Annotated in this window: 10 protein-coding genes; 6 read left to right on the forward strand and 4 right to left on the reverse strand. The window is 71.4% G+C overall.

The features are described 5' to 3' along the window. Window positions 1-106 precede the first annotated feature (106 nt). Genes ACY34K_RS27195 through ACY34K_RS27205 form a run of 3 tightly spaced genes read left to right on the forward strand, consistent with a single transcriptional unit; the run spans window position 107 to window position 3814 of the window. A complete protein-coding gene (locus tag ACY34K_RS27195) occupies window positions 107-1186 on the forward strand; it encodes an iron ABC transporter substrate-binding protein (protein ID WP_462751657.1) in 1080 nt (359 codons plus the stop codon). A gap of 41 nt (window positions 1187-1227) precedes the next feature. Beyond that, window positions 1228-2760 (forward strand): ABC transporter permease, encoded by a 1533-nt coding sequence (locus ACY34K_RS27200; protein WP_462751659.1) that lies wholly within the window; start codon window positions 1228-1230, stop codon window positions 2758-2760. A 1-nt stretch (window position 2761) separates the two neighbouring features. Beyond that, entirely contained in the window at window positions 2762-3814 is a 1053-nt protein-coding gene (locus ACY34K_RS27205) for an ABC transporter ATP-binding protein (protein ID WP_462751661.1), read from the forward strand. A gap of 442 nt (window positions 3815-4256) precedes the next feature. On the opposite strand, the gene ACY34K_RS27210 is transcribed toward ACY34K_RS27205, so the two are convergent. Then, window positions 4257-6641, reverse strand: a complete 2385-nt coding sequence (locus ACY34K_RS27210; RefSeq protein ID WP_462751663.1) for a protein kinase domain-containing protein — start codon at window positions 6639-6641, stop codon at window positions 4257-4259. A gap of 2 nt (window positions 6642-6643) precedes the next feature. Next, the gene (locus tag ACY34K_RS27215; protein ID WP_462751665.1) at window positions 6644-8881 is read right to left on the reverse strand and encodes a protein kinase domain-containing protein; all 2238 of its coding nucleotides are present in this window, start codon (window positions 8879-8881) and stop codon (window positions 6644-6646) included. Between the two features lie 377 nt (window positions 8882-9258). Between ACY34K_RS27215 and tap the strand changes: the two genes are divergently transcribed. Then, window positions 9259-11580 carry a telomere-associated protein Tap gene (gene tap, locus ACY34K_RS27220; RefSeq protein ID WP_462751667.1) on the forward strand — a complete coding sequence of 774 codons (2322 nt, stop codon included), beginning with the start codon at window positions 9259-9261 and terminating at the stop codon, window positions 11578-11580. Between the two features lie 6 nt (window positions 11581-11586). Further along, window positions 11587-12144, forward strand: a complete 558-nt coding sequence (gene tpg, locus ACY34K_RS27225; protein WP_462751669.1) for a telomere-protecting terminal protein Tpg — start codon at window positions 11587-11589, stop codon at window positions 12142-12144. 136 nt (window positions 12145-12280) lie between these two features. On the opposite strand, the gene ACY34K_RS27230 is transcribed toward tpg, so the two are convergent. Then, entirely contained in the window at window positions 12281-12811 is a 531-nt protein-coding gene (locus tag ACY34K_RS27230) for an Imm21 family immunity protein (protein ID WP_462751739.1), read from the reverse strand. Window positions 12812-13462: 651 nt separating this feature from the next. Here ACY34K_RS27230 and ACY34K_RS27235 point away from each other — a divergent pair. After that, entirely contained in the window at window positions 13463-13657 is a 195-nt protein-coding gene (locus ACY34K_RS27235) for a hypothetical protein (protein WP_462751671.1), read from the forward strand. A gap of 315 nt (window positions 13658-13972) precedes the next feature. Here the strand turns inward: ACY34K_RS27235 and ACY34K_RS27240 are convergent, their stop codons facing one another. Beyond that, window positions 13973-14818, reverse strand: a complete 846-nt coding sequence (locus ACY34K_RS27240; RefSeq protein ID WP_462751741.1) for an NAD(P)H-binding protein — start codon at window positions 14816-14818, stop codon at window positions 13973-13975. Window positions 14819-15646: the final 828 nt, after the last annotated feature.

Genomic DNA, 15646 nt, shown 5'->3' on the forward strand with positions numbered 1-15646 from the left:
CCGCCCTCTCGCCGTGTCGCGGTGCACACCAGACATATCCGGATTAGCCTACAAAAGATGAGGTTAGGCTGGCCTAAGCCTGGATAGCGAAACTGGGAGCGAAGGCGTGCACACAGCTCAAGGCAGAGGGCGGACGGATGTCGCGAGACGCGTCACGACCGCGGCCGGCGGCGGTCTCCTGGCGCTGAGCGTCGCCGCCTGCGGCGGAGGCGCACCCGCGGGGGAACAACCGGCCGGAGGCGCCCCCGACGGGAGGATCGTCGTGTACAGCGGCCGGAGCGAGTCCCTCGTCGCGCCCGTACTGGCAGACTTTCGCAAGGCGAGCGGCGTGACCGTGGAGGTGCGCTACGGCGACACAGCGGCGATGGCCGCACAGCTGCAGGAAGAGGGCGACCGCAGCCCGGCCGATGTGTTCCTGTCCCAAGATGCCGGCGCCCTGGGGGCCGTGGCCGAGAAGAATCTCTTCGCCACACTGCCCGACGAGGTACTGGACAAGGTGCCGGACGCATACCGGTCCGGGGACGGCGCGTGGGTCGGGGTGACCGGCCGCGTGCGCACCATGGTCTACAACACCGACGACGTCCCCGCAGCCGGTCTCCCGAAGTCGGTGTTCGAGCTGACCCGTCCCGAGTGGAAGGGCAGGGTCGGCATCGCGCCGACCAACGGCTCCTTCCAGGCATTCATCACCGCAATGCGGGTGGAGCACGGGGATGAGCGCACCCAGGATTTCCTCAACGGACTGAAGGCCAACGACGCACAGATCAGGGAGGGAAACGCACCCATCGTCGCCGATGTGAACAGCGGCAGGATCGACTCCGGCCTGGTCAACCACTACTACGTATACGAACTGGCCAAGGAGGAAGGCACCACGATCGACGCCCTCAAGGCCAAGAACCATTTCTTCCCCGGCGGGGACATCGGCTCTCTGGTCAATGTCTCCGGCGTCGGCGTGCTGGACAAGGCCGCCGACGATCCGGACGTCCGCGCGTTCGTCGACTACCTGCTGGGCACCGAGGCGCAGACCTATTTCGCCAGAGAGACATACGAGTATCCGCTGGTGACGGGTGTCAGGAGCGCGCCCGGCCTGCCCGAACTCTCCTCGCTGAACGCCCCGGACGTCGACCTCGACGACCTGGCCGACCTCCGGACCACGGTCCGAATGATCAAAAAATCGGGGCTGGCCTGACCAGGTTGCCCGCCCGCGCCCTCCGCCGGGGCCGGCGTACGGTGCCGCGACCCGCCCTGGCGGCCGGTGCCGCGCTCGGCGTCGGCGTTGCCCTGATCCCCCTTGCCTACCTGGGCGTACGGGTGGCCGACGCGGGCTGGGCCCGGATCGCGGAGGAGGTGTTCACGCCGCGGACCAGGACCCTCGCCGCCCGGAGCGTCGCGCTGGCAGCAGTGGTCACCGGGGCGTGCACGGTACTCGGAGTGGCCTCGGCGCTGCTCGTCACGCGCACCGATGTGCCCGCGCGGCGGACGTTTGGCGTGCTGGCCGCGCTGCCACTCGCCGTGCCCAGCTATGTCGCGGCCTTCGCCTGGGTCTCCACCGTGCCCGACTCGGTGCGATTCGAGGGCTTCTGGGCAGCGGCGCTCGTGCTCACACTGGTGTCGTACCCCTACGTCCACCTCCCCGTCGCGGCCGCACTGAGCCGTGCGGATCCGGCGCAGGAGGAAGTGGCACGATCGCTCGGGCGCGGCCCGTGGCGTACGTTCCTCGGCGTGACATTGCGTCAAGTGCGGCCTGCGGTCGCGGCGGGCGCTCTGCTCGTGGCACTGTATGTGCTCTCCGACTTCGGTGCCGTCTCCATCCTGCGCGTGGACGTCCTCACCCGGGCCGTCTTCACGGCGATCAATCTCGGCTTCGACCGCACCAGCGCGCTGGTGCTTGCGACTGTGCTCATCGTGCTCACCACGCTCGTCCTCCTGGCCGAGCAGCTCACCCGGCGTCGCGGGGCCCGGTACGCCCGGCTCGCCGGCGGGGCGGGCCGGCCGCCCGCGCGGCAGCGCCTGGGGGGCGTGCGGTGGGCGGCCGCGGTGTGGCTCGCCGGCGTGGCGGCGCTGTCCCTCGGAGTTCCGGCGGCCGCCCTGGTGCGGTGGTTCGGCGAGGGCGTCTCACGGCCGGGGTCGCCGGCCGAGATGGCTGCGGCGGTGGGCCATTCACTGCTCGTGTCGCTGGCCGGCACGGCACTCACCCTGCTCCTCGCGCTGCCTCTTGGGCTGCTGGCGGCCAGGTCTCCGGGCCCCCTGACCGTCGCCCTCGATCGCCTCGCCTATCTGTCGCACGCACTGCCCGGCCTGGTCATCGGGCTGTCTCTGGTCTTCTTCGGCATCCATGTGGTGTATCCGCTGTACCAGACCGTCTGGCTGCTCGCCCTGTCGTACGCCGCCCTGTTCCTGCCCCTCGCGGTCGCCGCCGTCAGCGCCGCCGCGGTGCAGGCTCCACCGGAACTCGAGGAGGTGGCCCGCTCCCTCGGGCGCCGGCGGCCGTACGTGGTGCGCACGGTGACCGTGCCACTGGCCGCGCCCGGCATCGGCGCCGGGGCCGCACTCGTCTGCCTCACCTGTATGAAGGAGCTGCCCGCGACGCTTCTGCTGCGCCCCACCGGGATGGACACCCTCGCCACAGAGCTGTGGACGCGGACGGCCGTTGCCGCGTACGCGGCCGCGGCGCCCTACGCGGCGCTGCTGCTGCTCATCGCCGCCGTACCGACCTGGTGGCTCTCCGCGCGCACCGTCGTCCCCGCCCGAGGAAGCGGCTGACATGGCCGAGCTGCGTGTCGCCGGACTGAGCAAGGCATTCGGCCCCGTGCGGGCCCTGGGTGGCGTGGACCTGGTCGTACGGTCGGGGTCGCTGACGGCGGTGCTCGGCCCCTCCGGTTGCGGCAAGACCACGCTGCTGCGCTGCGTCGCCGGGTTCGAAGCCGTGGACGCCGGTGAAATCCGGGTCGACGGCCGGAGGGTCGCCGCCCCAGGTGCAGCGGTGCCCCCCGAACGGCGACGGATCGCGGTGGTGCCCCAGGAGGGCGCGCTCTTCCCGCACCTGTCGGTGCGCGGGAACGTGGCCTACGGTCTCGACAGACCGGCGCGGCGGGCCGGACGCGTCGCCTCCGTCCTGAGGCTCGTTGGCCTGTCGGGGTTCGAGGACCGGATGCCGTACCACCTCTCCGGCGGCCAGCAGCAACGCGTCGCGGTCGCCCGGGCCCTCGCGCCCCATCCCCCGGTCGTCCTGCTCGACGAGCCGTTCAGCGCCCTGGACGCGGGCTTGCGCTCCGAAGTACGCCACGATGTACGGGAGGCGCTGCGCGCGGACGGCGCGACGGCCGTCCTCGTGACGCACGACCAGGCCGAAGCGCTGTCCATCGCGGATGAGGTCGCCGTCATGCGGGACGGCCGGATCGTCCAGAGCGGCCCACCGGACCTCGTCTACAGCGCACCCGCAGACCCATGGGTGGCCGGCTTCGTGGGCGAGGCGGTATGGCTCCTCGCCGATGTGGACCGTGGCCTCGCCCGCACCCCACTGGGCACGGTCCCGGTCGTCCACGGCGGCCACGAGAACCGCGTCGGAGCGGATTCGCCCGCGAGGACGCATGTGTTGCTGCGGCCCGAGCAGATCGAGGTGGCACCGGTCGGGGCATCGAGGACTGCCGCGGCCACCGTCGTACGGCGCGACTTCCAGGGCCACGACGCCCTGCTGGCGCTGCGTCTCATGGACGGGACGCAGGTGACCGCCCGCATCTTCGACCCGACCGCGCTTCCTTACGCCCTCGGCGACGAAGTGGGCCTGCGCGTACGGGGCAGCGCGCGCGTCTTCTGAATCCACTCGGCGAAGGTGACGCGGTCGGTGTGCGGCCGACGATCGCAGTCGCCGCCTTCGTTGGCGACCACCGCAGCAGACACTTGGCGCCGCTCTCCGCGCAGCGTGCGAGTGCACAGCTTCCGGGAGGAGCGAAACGGTGAACCCGCTCGCCAAAGCGCCGTCGAAGGCGGTACGAGAGCGGGTTCGGGGTGCCGCGGTCGGGGGCGGGTGGAACGTCTTCGAGAGCGCGTCCACTACTTCGTGCCACCGGAGCGTGCACGTCACCTGGGGGGCGGCTGGAGCCCCGGTGGGTGGTACGGGCCACCGGGGCGGCCAGGGGTGGACATGCGGAGGATCACGGCCCGTAGTGCAGGACGCCATTGCCGAGCCATCGGGGATGGCGTCCTGCCCACGCCGTCGGGAAGCGCGGCCTGCCCACCCGCTGCCGTCAGCGGTGATTTCACCGTCCGCTCGCGCTGATGGCCACCAGACCTTTCGCCGACATGCCGTAGACCCGGCCTCCCCCCGCCCAGAGCGTCGGCTGGGGGGTGAACGTCAGCGTGGGATTGAGCTCGTACGTCCACCGGGCTTTCCCGTCCCGTGCGTCGAGGCCCCACAGACGGCCGGCCGTTGAGAGGTAGACGGTGTCGTCCGCGCTCTGCAGCGCCGGCAGGCCGCTCTCCGACTCCTGGAGGAAGCCCGCCCAGCGAATGGTGCCGGTGCGGGCGTCGAGCGCGTAGACGACGAGGTCGAGGCCGGTACGTCCCGCGGCGTAGACCGTTCTCCCGTCCGGGCTCGCCACCACAGCCTTGAAGGGCACCTTGGGGGAGCGCCAGACGACCTGTCCGTTGGCCGGGTCGATGGCGTAGAGGAGGTCGGAGACATGAAGGAACCAGCCGCCGGCCGACGAGTGCGGTCCGTCCCGCCAGGGGCCGAAGGCGCCTTTCAGGTGCTGGTCGAGGAGGCTTCCCCCCGCGCCCGGGGCGGGCTGCTCCCAGGCCGCTTTTCCCCGGCCCCGGACGTCGATGCCCGCGATCATCGGGGCGCTGCCGTCGCTGTTGTTGCTCGCGTAGAACAGGCGCGTACCGGACGACGGTACGAACAGCGTCCCGCGGCTGTACTGGGTGTCCGGATCTGTGATGACCGATCCCCAGGCGTACGTGCGGGTGGCGGTGTCCACTGCCCAGACGAATGTGCCGCCCCGGGACCGCTGGGGCTTGGTGATGTCGAACGTCGATGCTTCCCCGGTGATGTAGACGTGGCCGTCGAGCATGCCGGGCACCGTCGGCTGTGCCGCGATCCGCCGCGGCAGGGACGCGGTCCAGGCGACGCGGCCGGTGTCGAGGCGGATGGCCCGCAGGCTCTGGTAGAGGCTGGGAGTGCCGCTGCGTACGAGGGCGTATGCCATGCCGTCGGCGACCACGGCACGGAGGCCCCCGATGGCCGCGCCCGCCGAGTCGGAGACATTGGCCAGCGGACCCCACCTACGGCGGCCCGAGCGGTCGTAGGCCCAGATGTTCTTGGCGCTGAACGCGACGACGGTGTCCCGGTCGGCCGCGATCTGCACCACGGGCTCGGCCACGGGAACCGTCCACAGCGGGGTGGCGGAGACTTTCGTTCCGAGGGGACGTTTCGGGTCGGTCAGGGCGGTGGCGGGCCGCTTCCCGGTGGCCGATGGCGTCGGGCGGGCGTCGCGTCCGAGCCACAGCCCGAGCGCCACGCCGCCGCCGGTCAGTGCCACGGCGCCCCCCGCCATCCCGAGCAGCAGGCCACGGCGGCCGTGCGCCCGGGCGGGTGGGGCCGCCTGGGGTGGGTGCGGGGGCGGGGGTGGCAGCAGGAGGGTGCCGTTCGCGGGGGGCGGCTGGGCGGTCGTGACGGTCGGCGGAGGCAGCACAGTGGTGGTGCCTGTCGGGGGTCCGCCGGACACCACTGGGCCGGCGGGAGGGGAAGGCGTCGGGGTCACCGAGGGCGCCATCACCGCCGCGGCCTCCTCTATCGCGGCGATCAGCGGGGGCGGGAGCCACGCCCCCGCCTGCCGTGGCGCGGCCCCGCGAGTGACGGACTCGACGACCTGGCGCGGCGTGGGGCGGTCGGCCGGGTTCTTCGCCAGACACGCGGCGACCAGCAGCCGCAGCCCGTCCGGAACCGCCGTGAGGTCCGGCTCCTCGCGGACCACCCGCTTGATGACATCCACGGGTCGCCCGCCGTCGAACGGTCCTTCTCCACGTGTGGCGAACACGAGTGTCGAGCCCAGTGAGAACACGTCGCCCGCGGGGCCGACGGGCAGGTCCGCGGCTTGTTCCGGCGACATGTACGAAGGGGTGCCGAGGACAGTGCCGGTGGTCGTCAGGGCCGTGCCGTCGACGGCACGGGCGATGCCGAAGTCGATGACGTGGGGCCCGTCGAGCGCCAGGAGGACGTTGCCGGGCTTGAGGTCCCGGTGCGTCACGCCCGCCGCATGGATCGCCTCCAGCGACTCCGCGATGCCGGCCGCCAGAGCGCGCAGCGCCGACTCGGGCAGCGGTCCGCCGAGGCGCACCGCACGTGAGAGCGAGACACCCGGCACGAACGCCGTCGCCATCCACGGCACCGGGCCGTCGGGTTCCGCGTCGACGACCGGTGCGGTGAAGGCGCCGGACACCGCGCGGGCCGCCGTCACCTCCGCGCGGAACCGCGCGCGGAACGCCGCGTCCTCGGCCAGTTCCCGGCGTACGAGCTTCACGGCGACCGTACGCCCGCCGGCCGATCGACCGAGGTACACCGCTCCCATGCCGCCGGTGCCCAGGCGGCCCAGCAGGAGGTAGGGGCCGATCCGGGACGGGTCAGAGGGCTGCAACGGCTCCATGCTCAGGCTCCGTTCGCTTGCAGGGCGGCGACCGTCGTCTGAGCGGGGTTCGAGACGCACAGCCGGTTGTCCCCGGCGCTCCAGGCGAGATTCACGGGATTGGTCCCCTTCCAGCCGGTGTGCTTCCAGCGGGGCTTGCCGTTCGACGCGTCGAAGGCCCACAGCACGCAGTCGGCTCCCATGCGGTACACGTTGCTGTCGGCGTACAGCAGTCGGGATCCGAAGTACGCGGAGTCCTTGGCGTCCGCCGGCACCGGCGTCCGCCATCGGATCTCGCCGGTCCCGCCGTCCAGGGCGGCGAGCGAGAAGCCGTCGTCCCGGTCGCGCACCAGGGCGTACAGCACGGTGCCCTTCTCGTCGCTCGCGATGCCACCGCCCCTGAGGGAGGCGCCCACGACGCCCGTCGCCTTCCACACCTGCTTGCCGGTGGCCGGTTCCAGGGCGGACAGGGTGCCCGTGGAGTCCACCACGAGGAAGTACCGCCCGGCGGCGGCGACCGTGTAGGGCGTGAACGCCTTCGACCAGGCGACGGCGCCCTTCGCGTCGAGCGCGACCAGCTCCTTGGAACTGGCGTACAGCAGACCGCCGCCGGTGTGCGGCAGGGCACAGAAGACGGGCGTCGCCTCTGCCTTCTGGAGCCAGGCGGTACGCCGGGAGGCGAGGTCCAGCGCCCACGCGCCGTAGCCGGTGACGGAGCCGAACCCCTGGCTCGTCAGGGAGAACAGGTGAGCACGGCCGTCGCGCACGCCGCAGAGAAGCTGCACCCCCAGGCTTTCCGACCTGTCGAGGGTGACCAGTGCCGGGGCCTTGCCGTCGGCCATGCGCATGCCGAGTACGACCGCTCTTCCGACGGTCTTGAAGCCCGTCGTGGTCGTGCCCGTCGTGGTGTGCCTCACGCCGCCCACGTACAGACGGCCGGCGTCCACCGCGGCGACAGTCCTCGGATTGGGGCCCGTCACGGCGAAGGCCATGTCATGGTCGGTGGCGTCCACCGTCCATTTCGTGGTGCCCCGACCGTCGATCCCCCAGATCCGCTGCAGGGACACACAGGCGACGATGCCTTCCGCCGGGAGCACCTGTGTACAGGGGGCGGACTGGCGCACCTGCCAGGCCAATTGGGCCTCGGGAACGGACTCGGCGGAAGGTCGGGGGATGTTCGGACTCCCGCTCTTCTTGGACGAGCCCCGGTTCAGGGTCCACGCGGCCCCGGTTCCTGCGACCGCGAGCGCCCCGCCGCCCAGGCCTAGAAGCAGTTTGCGGCGGCTCGGACCCGGCGGGCGGTCGGACACCCCACCGGCGTCCAGATGGGGCAGCGCCTCGGTGGGACCCGTCAGCGGCATCGTCGGGTCCGGTTCGGGCAGCGACGTCAGCACGGACCGCAGGGCGAGGACGTCCGCCGCGACCGACTCGGGCAGCCACCCCGCCGCGGACCGGGGACGATCGTCCCGCTCGACGAACGCGATCACCTCGCGCGGGGAGGGGCGGCCGGCCGGGTCCTTCGCGAGGCACCGATCGATCAGGGGCCGCAGACGCGGCGGCACCGCCGAGAGGTCCGGTTCCGTATGGACGACACGGAACATGACCGCCGCTCCGGCCCCGTCCCCGAACGGGCTCACGCCGCCCGCCGCGAAAGTGACCGTCGCCCCGAGCGAAAACACGTCGCTCGCCGGGGTCAGTGGACGGCCCATCGCCTGCTCCGGCGACATGTACGGCGCCGAGCCCATGATCGCCCCGGTCGACGTCACCGCCGTACCGTCGGCGGCCCGCGCGATGCCGAAGTCGATGACGTGCGGCCCGTCCAGGGCGAGCAGCACGTTGGCCGGTTTGAGGTCCCGGTGGATGACCCCGGCGGCGTGCACCCCGGTGAGCGCCTCCGCGAGACCGGCAGTCAGCATCCCTAACGCGTCCTCGGGCAGGGGACCTCTCCTGGTGACCGCCTGGTGCAGTGAGACCCCGATGACGAACGCGGTCGCCATCCACGGGACTTCGGCATCCGGATCGGCGTCCACGACCGGGGCGGTGAACGCGCCCGACACCCTGCGCGCCGCCGCGACCTCGCGCCGGAAGCGGTCGCGGAACCCGTCCTCGCTCGCCAGATCCGGCCGTACGACCTTCACCGCGACCGTACGGCCGCCGGCCGACCGCCCGAGATACACCGCCCCCATCCCGCCGGCACCGAGACGGCCCAGAAGCGCGTAGGGCCCGACGTGGCGCGGGTCGGCGGCATCGAGTCGCTTCATCAGTGGATTCCCCTTCCCCCAAACGGGCTCCACACGTTACTGGCGGCCCCTCCCCCGAGGGATCGGTTCCAGGTACGTGGAGGGGACGGTACATGCCGGGAGTGACAGTCGCGACGGGGCAACGTCAGCCGCACGGGCGAGGCGCCGGACATGGGCGGGCACCTCGGTCACGTCGGGCATGTAGAAGGGCGGCTCTGGCGCGCCGCTCCGGAGCCGTTACTGGTGCGGGTGCGGGTGCGGCGGGTAAACGCGGGCGGACCCGGGGGCGGATGCCCGGACGGTCCACCTGCGGAGCCCACGCAATCCAGGAGAAATCCAGGAGACATTCACGTGGAATTCGCAGGCATTTCCTGTAGGGTCGGGGCGGAGGTCGCCATATGCCCAACGAGGAAGACGCACTGTTCGGTGCGGTCGACGCGCTGCTTGAGCAGGTCGCTCAGGACCCGCTGCCGCCGCCCGCGGAGCGCAAACGACTGCGAGAGGCCGCAGGGCTCAGCCAGTCGCAGATCGCGAGCGCGCTGCAGGCTCGGCGCGAGTCGGTGGGGAACTGGGAAGCCGGCCGCAGTGAGCCGCGGCCTCCGAAGCGCGCCGCCTACGCCCGGCTTCTCGAGGGGCTCGCGGCACGCTTCCCGGCGCCGCAGGCCCCGGCCTCCGAGACGACGGGCGCGACCTCCGCCACCCCTGCTGCCTCAGCCACCGCCGCCACCTCCGCCGCCCCCGCTGCCTCCGCGAACATCAGCAGCAACGTGACGGCGCCGGCGCCTGAGGCGTTCTCCGGCGGTGCGGCTCCCGATGCGCGACCTCTGCCCCCTCTGCCCGAAGGTCTGCCGGCGGGCCTGCCCGCGGGTCCCTCCCCGGACACCGTGGCCATGACGACCGAGCAGGTCCCCTCCAGGGCATCCTCTTTCGGCGCCTCCCGTCCGGCGAACGCGGCGAGGACGGCGTCGACGCCGCGCCGCCCGGCCGTGAAGAAGGAGACAGCGAAGCCGACCGACGCGACGAGGGCGGCCGTCGACCCGCGCTTCGCCCACGGCCCCCTGGCCGTCATCGACTTCGCCGACGGCCAGGTGTCCGCGTACTGCCTGCACGGTCTGGTCCTGGACGTTCCCGCCAAGTCGCTCCCGGCCCTGGTGGAGTGGACCCTGGCCGAGGCGCGGCTCGGTGCGCCACGGCTGCACCGCTCCGGCCAGGACAGCGACCCCGTCCTCGTGCTCACCGACGCCGCGGCGGAGCGCTACGGACTCCCGGTGCGCCTCAACGATGAGGAGCGCCGGGAAGGCAGGCTGCCCGAGGGGCACAAGGTGCTGCGGCAGTTGGAGAAGGCGAACTGGCGGCTCACCCGGCGCGGCTTCGGACCGTGGGCTCGTATCTACCGCCCGGCCCAAGGCGGCAGGCGCTTCTGCGTCCAGCTGTGCATCCTCGGCTGGGACGCGCTCGACGCCCGCTCCTGGGGGCGGGCGGCGCAGCTGCCGCCTGCCGACCTCGCGAACCTGCTGGGTGCTTACGCGACCCGCGTTCTGACGCCGCGCGGCTCCACCGCAGTCACCGGGTTGGAGCTGATGACCGCCCTGCACCCGCCGACCCGCGCCGGCGCGCCGGACGGTCAGGGTCGACGTCGCAGTGAGCACAATCCCGGATCGCTCGGCAGCGATCCCGTCGAGTGCGCGCCGCCGGAGGCGCCCGACGGGCACCCGCTGCTCGCCCACCTGCCCCGCTTCCACGAGCGCACCCCGGACGAGGTTCTGGTGGAGGAGGCCTACGACTGGGCACGCCCGCTCACCGATGACGAGTGCGGCAAACGGTTCGTGGTCGGCATCGACGTGAACATGGCCTTCGCGGCGGCCGCCAACGGCACCACCGTCGGACTCGGTGCCCCGGTCCATGTGAAGCACCCGGCGTTCGACCCGAAGATGCCCGGCAGCTGGCTGGTCGACCTCTCCCGCGTCGACCTGGATCCGCGTCTGCCCAGTCCGTTCACGCCGACCGGCGAACGTCCCGAGGGACCGGCCTGGTACGCGACGCCGACGGTCGCGTACGCGGTGGAGCTCGGCCACGACGTGGCTCCGGCGGAGGCGTACATCCGCCCGGACAACGGCCGTTACCTGGACGGCTGGTACGGCCGGCTGCGCGACGCGTACGTCGCCACGATGGCCGATCTCGGTGTGACCACCGGCATGGAGCCGGAGGAGTTCCTGAAGGCGATGGCCGTCCACAAGGAGACCGACCCTCAGATGGCGATCGTGCTGGCCGCGATCAAGGCCACGGTCAAGGGAGGTATCGGCAAGCTCCGCGAGCGCCCCCGTGGCGGCGGCTGGCGGCCCGGCAAGCCCTGGCCCGCCCTGAACCGGCCCACCTGGCGCCCGGACATCCGTGCGGCCGTCATCTCCCAAGCCCGCGTCAACATGCATCGCAAGATGCTCAAGACCGCCACCGCGACAGGCCAGTACCCGGTCGCGGTCCTGTCGGACTGCGCCGTCTACGCCTCCGAGGGCCCGTCGCCGCTCGACTTCCTGCCGTACAAGGAGGGCAGGCCGCTGCCGGGCGGCTTCCGCCTCGGCGTCTCGCCCGGCATGGTCAAGCACGAGGGCACCCAGACCACGCTCTGGGCGGAAGGTGTCCGCGAGGAGCACGGCCAGGGCCTCAATCTCGCCCGGTACATCAAGGACGGCAACGTCACCGCCCAGGACACCGGAGAGTAGGCCGCCATGGGCAAGATCGCAGACGGCCTCGACAAAGCGGTCCAGGGCGCCTTCACCCGCCCCATCCCGAAATCCGCCGGCGCTCGGATGCGCTACCTCGTCAAGCAGTTCAAGGGCAGCACCCGGGCCACCGCCGACGCACTCAGAATCTCCCAGCGCACCGTCGAACGCTACGTGAAGGACCAGCTCAAACACCCCCGCAGAGAGCTCGACGCCCGCTTGGAACGCGAGGTGAGGAAGCGCTGGCAGCCCCAGGTCCGAGCCCGCGCCAAGCAGGCTGCGGCCACCACCCACGGCATCGTCATCGACACCCGCGCACGCTTCGGCTACACCGCAGCCCCCGGCTCGACCGACGACGCCCGCCTGCGCCACCTCACCCAAGCCCTTCCACCCGACTACGCGGCCCGCCTCTTCGCCGCCCAGGACCAGGGCGCCCCCGAAGCCGAGCTGCAACAGATCGCCGCCGAAGGGCTCCAGGAGATCTACTTCAAAGACGGCGGCCGCCGCGCCCAGGGACTGCTCGTGGAGTTCACCGACATCGACTACGTGGAGTTCGACCTGTAAGACGAGTCCGCCGAGGGACGCACGCGAGCTGCCCAACCGTTCCGGTAGAGCTGCCCTTTGTTGAGCTCCGGCCTCAGGCCCGTGATCGAGACGGCCGAAGGACGGCAGATCAAGCCACGACCATGATGGTCCGCGGTCAGTTCGACGGCCCGGGCAGAAGTTGGATCACGCCAACTGACGTGTCCTCACTCGGCGAGGCATGGACGGCGCGGACCAACCAGCTGCCCGGGCAGATCGGGACGGGGGCTTGCTCCGGCAGGCCTCCGCCGTTCGGGAGCTCGACGCCCAGCTCGGCCCCGCCCATCACGGAGTCCATGAGCACCGCCGGGCCGTCCGTCTCCCAGACGCCGCAGTCCTCCCACGCGGTGGTGGGGTCGGCAATGACGACCCGGGCCGCGGCGATCAGGTCGGGTTCGGAGTTGGCGCCCAGCCAGCGGACGAAGGCTCGGTGTTCCGGCAGATAGCAGCTGCTGGCAGGCTCATCCGCCAGGACGAGTCCGGAGGCGCCTTCCACTCCGACAGCAATCACCCCGGCCAGCCCTTCCACCTGGCAGGCGCGGTCGTAGTCGTCCAGAACGTCCCCGTCGCCGATGACCATCCCCGCCTCTGTGCAACCATGCCATTGGACCAACGCGGAAACCGGAACCGCTATGAGCGGGCCACCCATGGACTCGACCCAGACGGGGGAAGGCTCACATGTGCCGGCGGTGATGGAGGAGAACGTCTTCACCACGCCAGTATCCTCGCGGCCACTGACAACGAGCTCTCCGCCTGATCACATCGCCATCGGAGACAGAGCTTCACTCGGGCTGATCCGGCGCCGCCCGAGCCTCCCGCAAGCCGACCGCGTCCTTTGCCGAGCGGCAGCATCGCCAGGGCCTCAAGGGCGAGAAGCGCAGGACGCCCGAGCCCGGAATCCCCATCCGCACCGTGCCTCTGCATCGGGCCGGACGTACCCGGGCACATGGCTTGGTGGGCGAGAGCTCCCGCTCGCGGTCTCACCGGACGGCTGCAGGGCCGTGGTCGTGGAGGGCGGAGGGCTGCATCCGTGGGAGCTCGAACGGGGGCACGGCACCCCTCGCCCCTCATGGCCTCATGCCTCGCGTCCGGACACGGTGATACGCCTCCTTCTGCCTCGACTGCCCGCTCCTGACCTGCACGATCCTGTATCTGCGTGGGCGGCAGGATACGGGGAGGCGATCCCGGACACCCGAGCATATGATCTCGGTGTCCGACGCATCCTTCTGCGTACGGGGGTGCGGTGGCAACCGGGAAGGCCGGGGCGACCGCAGGTGACTCGATCGTAAGAGGATTGCCCATGACCACCACTCCGGCTCAGCAACTGCCGCAGAAGACCGCCACAGAGTCACCGGGACGGCCTCTCGTCCCCCGACCCCGCTATGAGGGAATCTTCCTGGAGCCGATCACCACCATTGAGGTCGACTACCTCGATGAGGCCGACGACGCGGCCGACGAGACGCCGGCCACCACGCGGTCACGGTCCCGTCGATAGATCCGACGCCTACAAAAGCAGCAGCTGGACAGCTGCTGGAACTTCGGCGAGCAACGTCCGGCCGGCGGCGACTGGACCACGATCGTCCGAGCCCTCGGCGCAGCCACCGCTGACCACCAGGACCCCCTCCGCAGGTCGTGATCCTGCCGGCCAGAGCGGCTGAGAGATGTATGAGCAAGCGGCTGGCGAACTCCCTTCTGGAGGGCAGGCGCTGGTGATTGTGTACCGTCGGGCGGCTGGTGGTGGGCTGAGACGGAATGAAAGGTCTCCGGCCGCTCCCGTTCTCGGGGCGACCGGAGACGAACTCGTCGCTCCTTACCGGAAGGCGTCGGCGTTGCGGTAGGCCCACTCGGCGAAGGGGCGGGGTGCCCGGCCGAGTACCCGTTCGACATCCGGGCTGAGCCGCAGCTCTGCGGCGGAGGGCTCGCCGAGGACAGTGAGCGTGGTCTCGACGACCGGCTCAGGCATGAACGTGGCCATCCGTGCGTGTGCCTCGGCCCGGGTCAGCTCCACGAAGCGGACCGGCTCGCCGAGGGCGGCGCCGATCGCCTCTGTCTGCTGGCGGGGCGTGACAGCGGCCGGACCATTCAACTCGTAGACGTTCCCCGTGTGTTCATCATTGAGCAGGGCAACAGCCGCGACTTCCGCGATGTCCCCCGGATCGATCACCGGGATCCCGACGTCACCGAACGGCGCGGCGACGGTCCGCTCGGCGCGTACCGAATCCGCCCAGGCAAAGGCGTTGGACGCGAAGCCGCCGGGTCGCAGGATCGTCCAGGCCAGGCCTGACTCGCGCACCGCCTCCTCGATCGCCCGCATGACACCTCCGTGCGAGGGTGACTCCGGCCTGGTAGCGACCCCCTGCGAGGAGAGCAGCACTACCCGCCGGACACCTGCGGCCTTGGCCACATCGAGGATCGCTCGCGGGTCGATCCCGCGGCCGCCCGCACCTCCGTCATGCAGGAACAAGGCATCGGCACCGTCGAGCGCGTGCTGCAGGGTCTGCGGCGCGGTCAAGTCGGCCCGCACGTGTCTGACTCCCCTCGGCAGGTCCACCGGGGCCACCCCCCTCGACACCGCCGTCACCTGCTCCCCGACCTCCGTCATCGCCTGCACCAGCAACCGCCCGACGTTCCCGGTGGCACCCGTCACCACTATCACGATCAACTCCCATGCCATTCACGTGGTTTGTGTCGATGACGGCGACGCTAACAGCCTCGGTATAGTAGGTACCTAGAGGAAAGTAACTACCTCAGAGGAGCGGGAACCCCCTCCTGTCCGATGCCGGCGAGACCGGCGCCGTACGCGAGCGGCACAGCGTCTTCCACAGCGACTTGGCCCTGCGCGCCGCGCCGCTGCTGCGCGGGCCCGAGCGGTAGCGGTGGCCGGAGGCGGCGAACGACCTGGGCGATTCTCACGCGCGTGCCCACACTCCGGAGGGTCTGGCCGGTGCCTCGGCCCTGGCCGGTCGCCACCGCGAGGCGGCACTGCTGCTGGGCGCGGCCGAGGCCGCCCACACGTCCGTCGGTGCTCCGCCGCTTCCGCGGAACGCGGCGACGTGGGCCGCGCCATGACTGTTGCCCGCACGGCACTCGGGCTTCAGGCATACGCTGCCGCGCACGCCGAGGGCGCGACGCTGGACCGGGAGGGCGTCCATGCCGTGGCGTAAGCGGATGCCACGGTGCTCCCTCGATTGCCTCACCAGCAACAGCGGCGCCTCTCCCCCGTTGAGTCGGGCCGCCCATGACGCTCCGCGGATACGGCGCTCAGTCACAACACTCCCGGGGCACCGCTCGCCGAGCCGCTTTCAGGACCCCTGTACGAACGGTGTACAGCCTGATGGCCACGAGGAACTGAGGGGGGCGGGGGCCGTAGGTGTCTTGATTGGCGTGGCTGTCGTAGTGGCTGGTCTGCTCACCGTACTCGTCCGGCGCGACCGGAGGGCCGCGTACGGACAACGTGGATGGCCAACTTGTCAAGCGGGAAGCC

The sequence above is a fragment of the Streptomyces sp. STAM6 genome (assembly GCF_054963715.1).

What these genes read in the sequence shown, in the direction of transcription:
- ACY34K_RS27205 (WP_462751661.1), top strand. Translation starts at nt 2,762, where the DNA reads ATGGCCGAGCTGCGTGTCGCCGGACTGAGCAAGGCATTCGGCCCCGTG.
- ACY34K_RS27210 (WP_462751663.1), bottom strand. Translation starts at nt 6,641, where the DNA reads ATGGAGCCGTTGCAGCCCTCTGACCCGTCCCGGATCGGCCCCTACCTC.
- ACY34K_RS27215 (WP_462751665.1), bottom strand. Translation starts at nt 8,881, where the DNA reads ATGAAGCGACTCGATGCCGCCGACCCGCGCCACGTCGGGCCCTACGCG.
- tap (WP_462751667.1), top strand. Translation starts at nt 9,259, where the DNA reads ATGCCCAACGAGGAAGACGCACTGTTCGGTGCGGTCGACGCGCTGCTT.
- tpg (WP_462751669.1), top strand. Translation starts at nt 11,587, where the DNA reads ATGGGCAAGATCGCAGACGGCCTCGACAAAGCGGTCCAGGGCGCCTTC.
- ACY34K_RS27230 (WP_462751739.1), bottom strand. Translation starts at nt 12,811, where the DNA reads ATGGGTGGCCCGCTCATAGCGGTTCCGGTTTCCGCGTTGGTCCAATGG.
- ACY34K_RS27235 (WP_462751671.1), top strand. Translation starts at nt 13,463, where the DNA reads ATGACCACCACTCCGGCTCAGCAACTGCCGCAGAAGACCGCCACAGAG.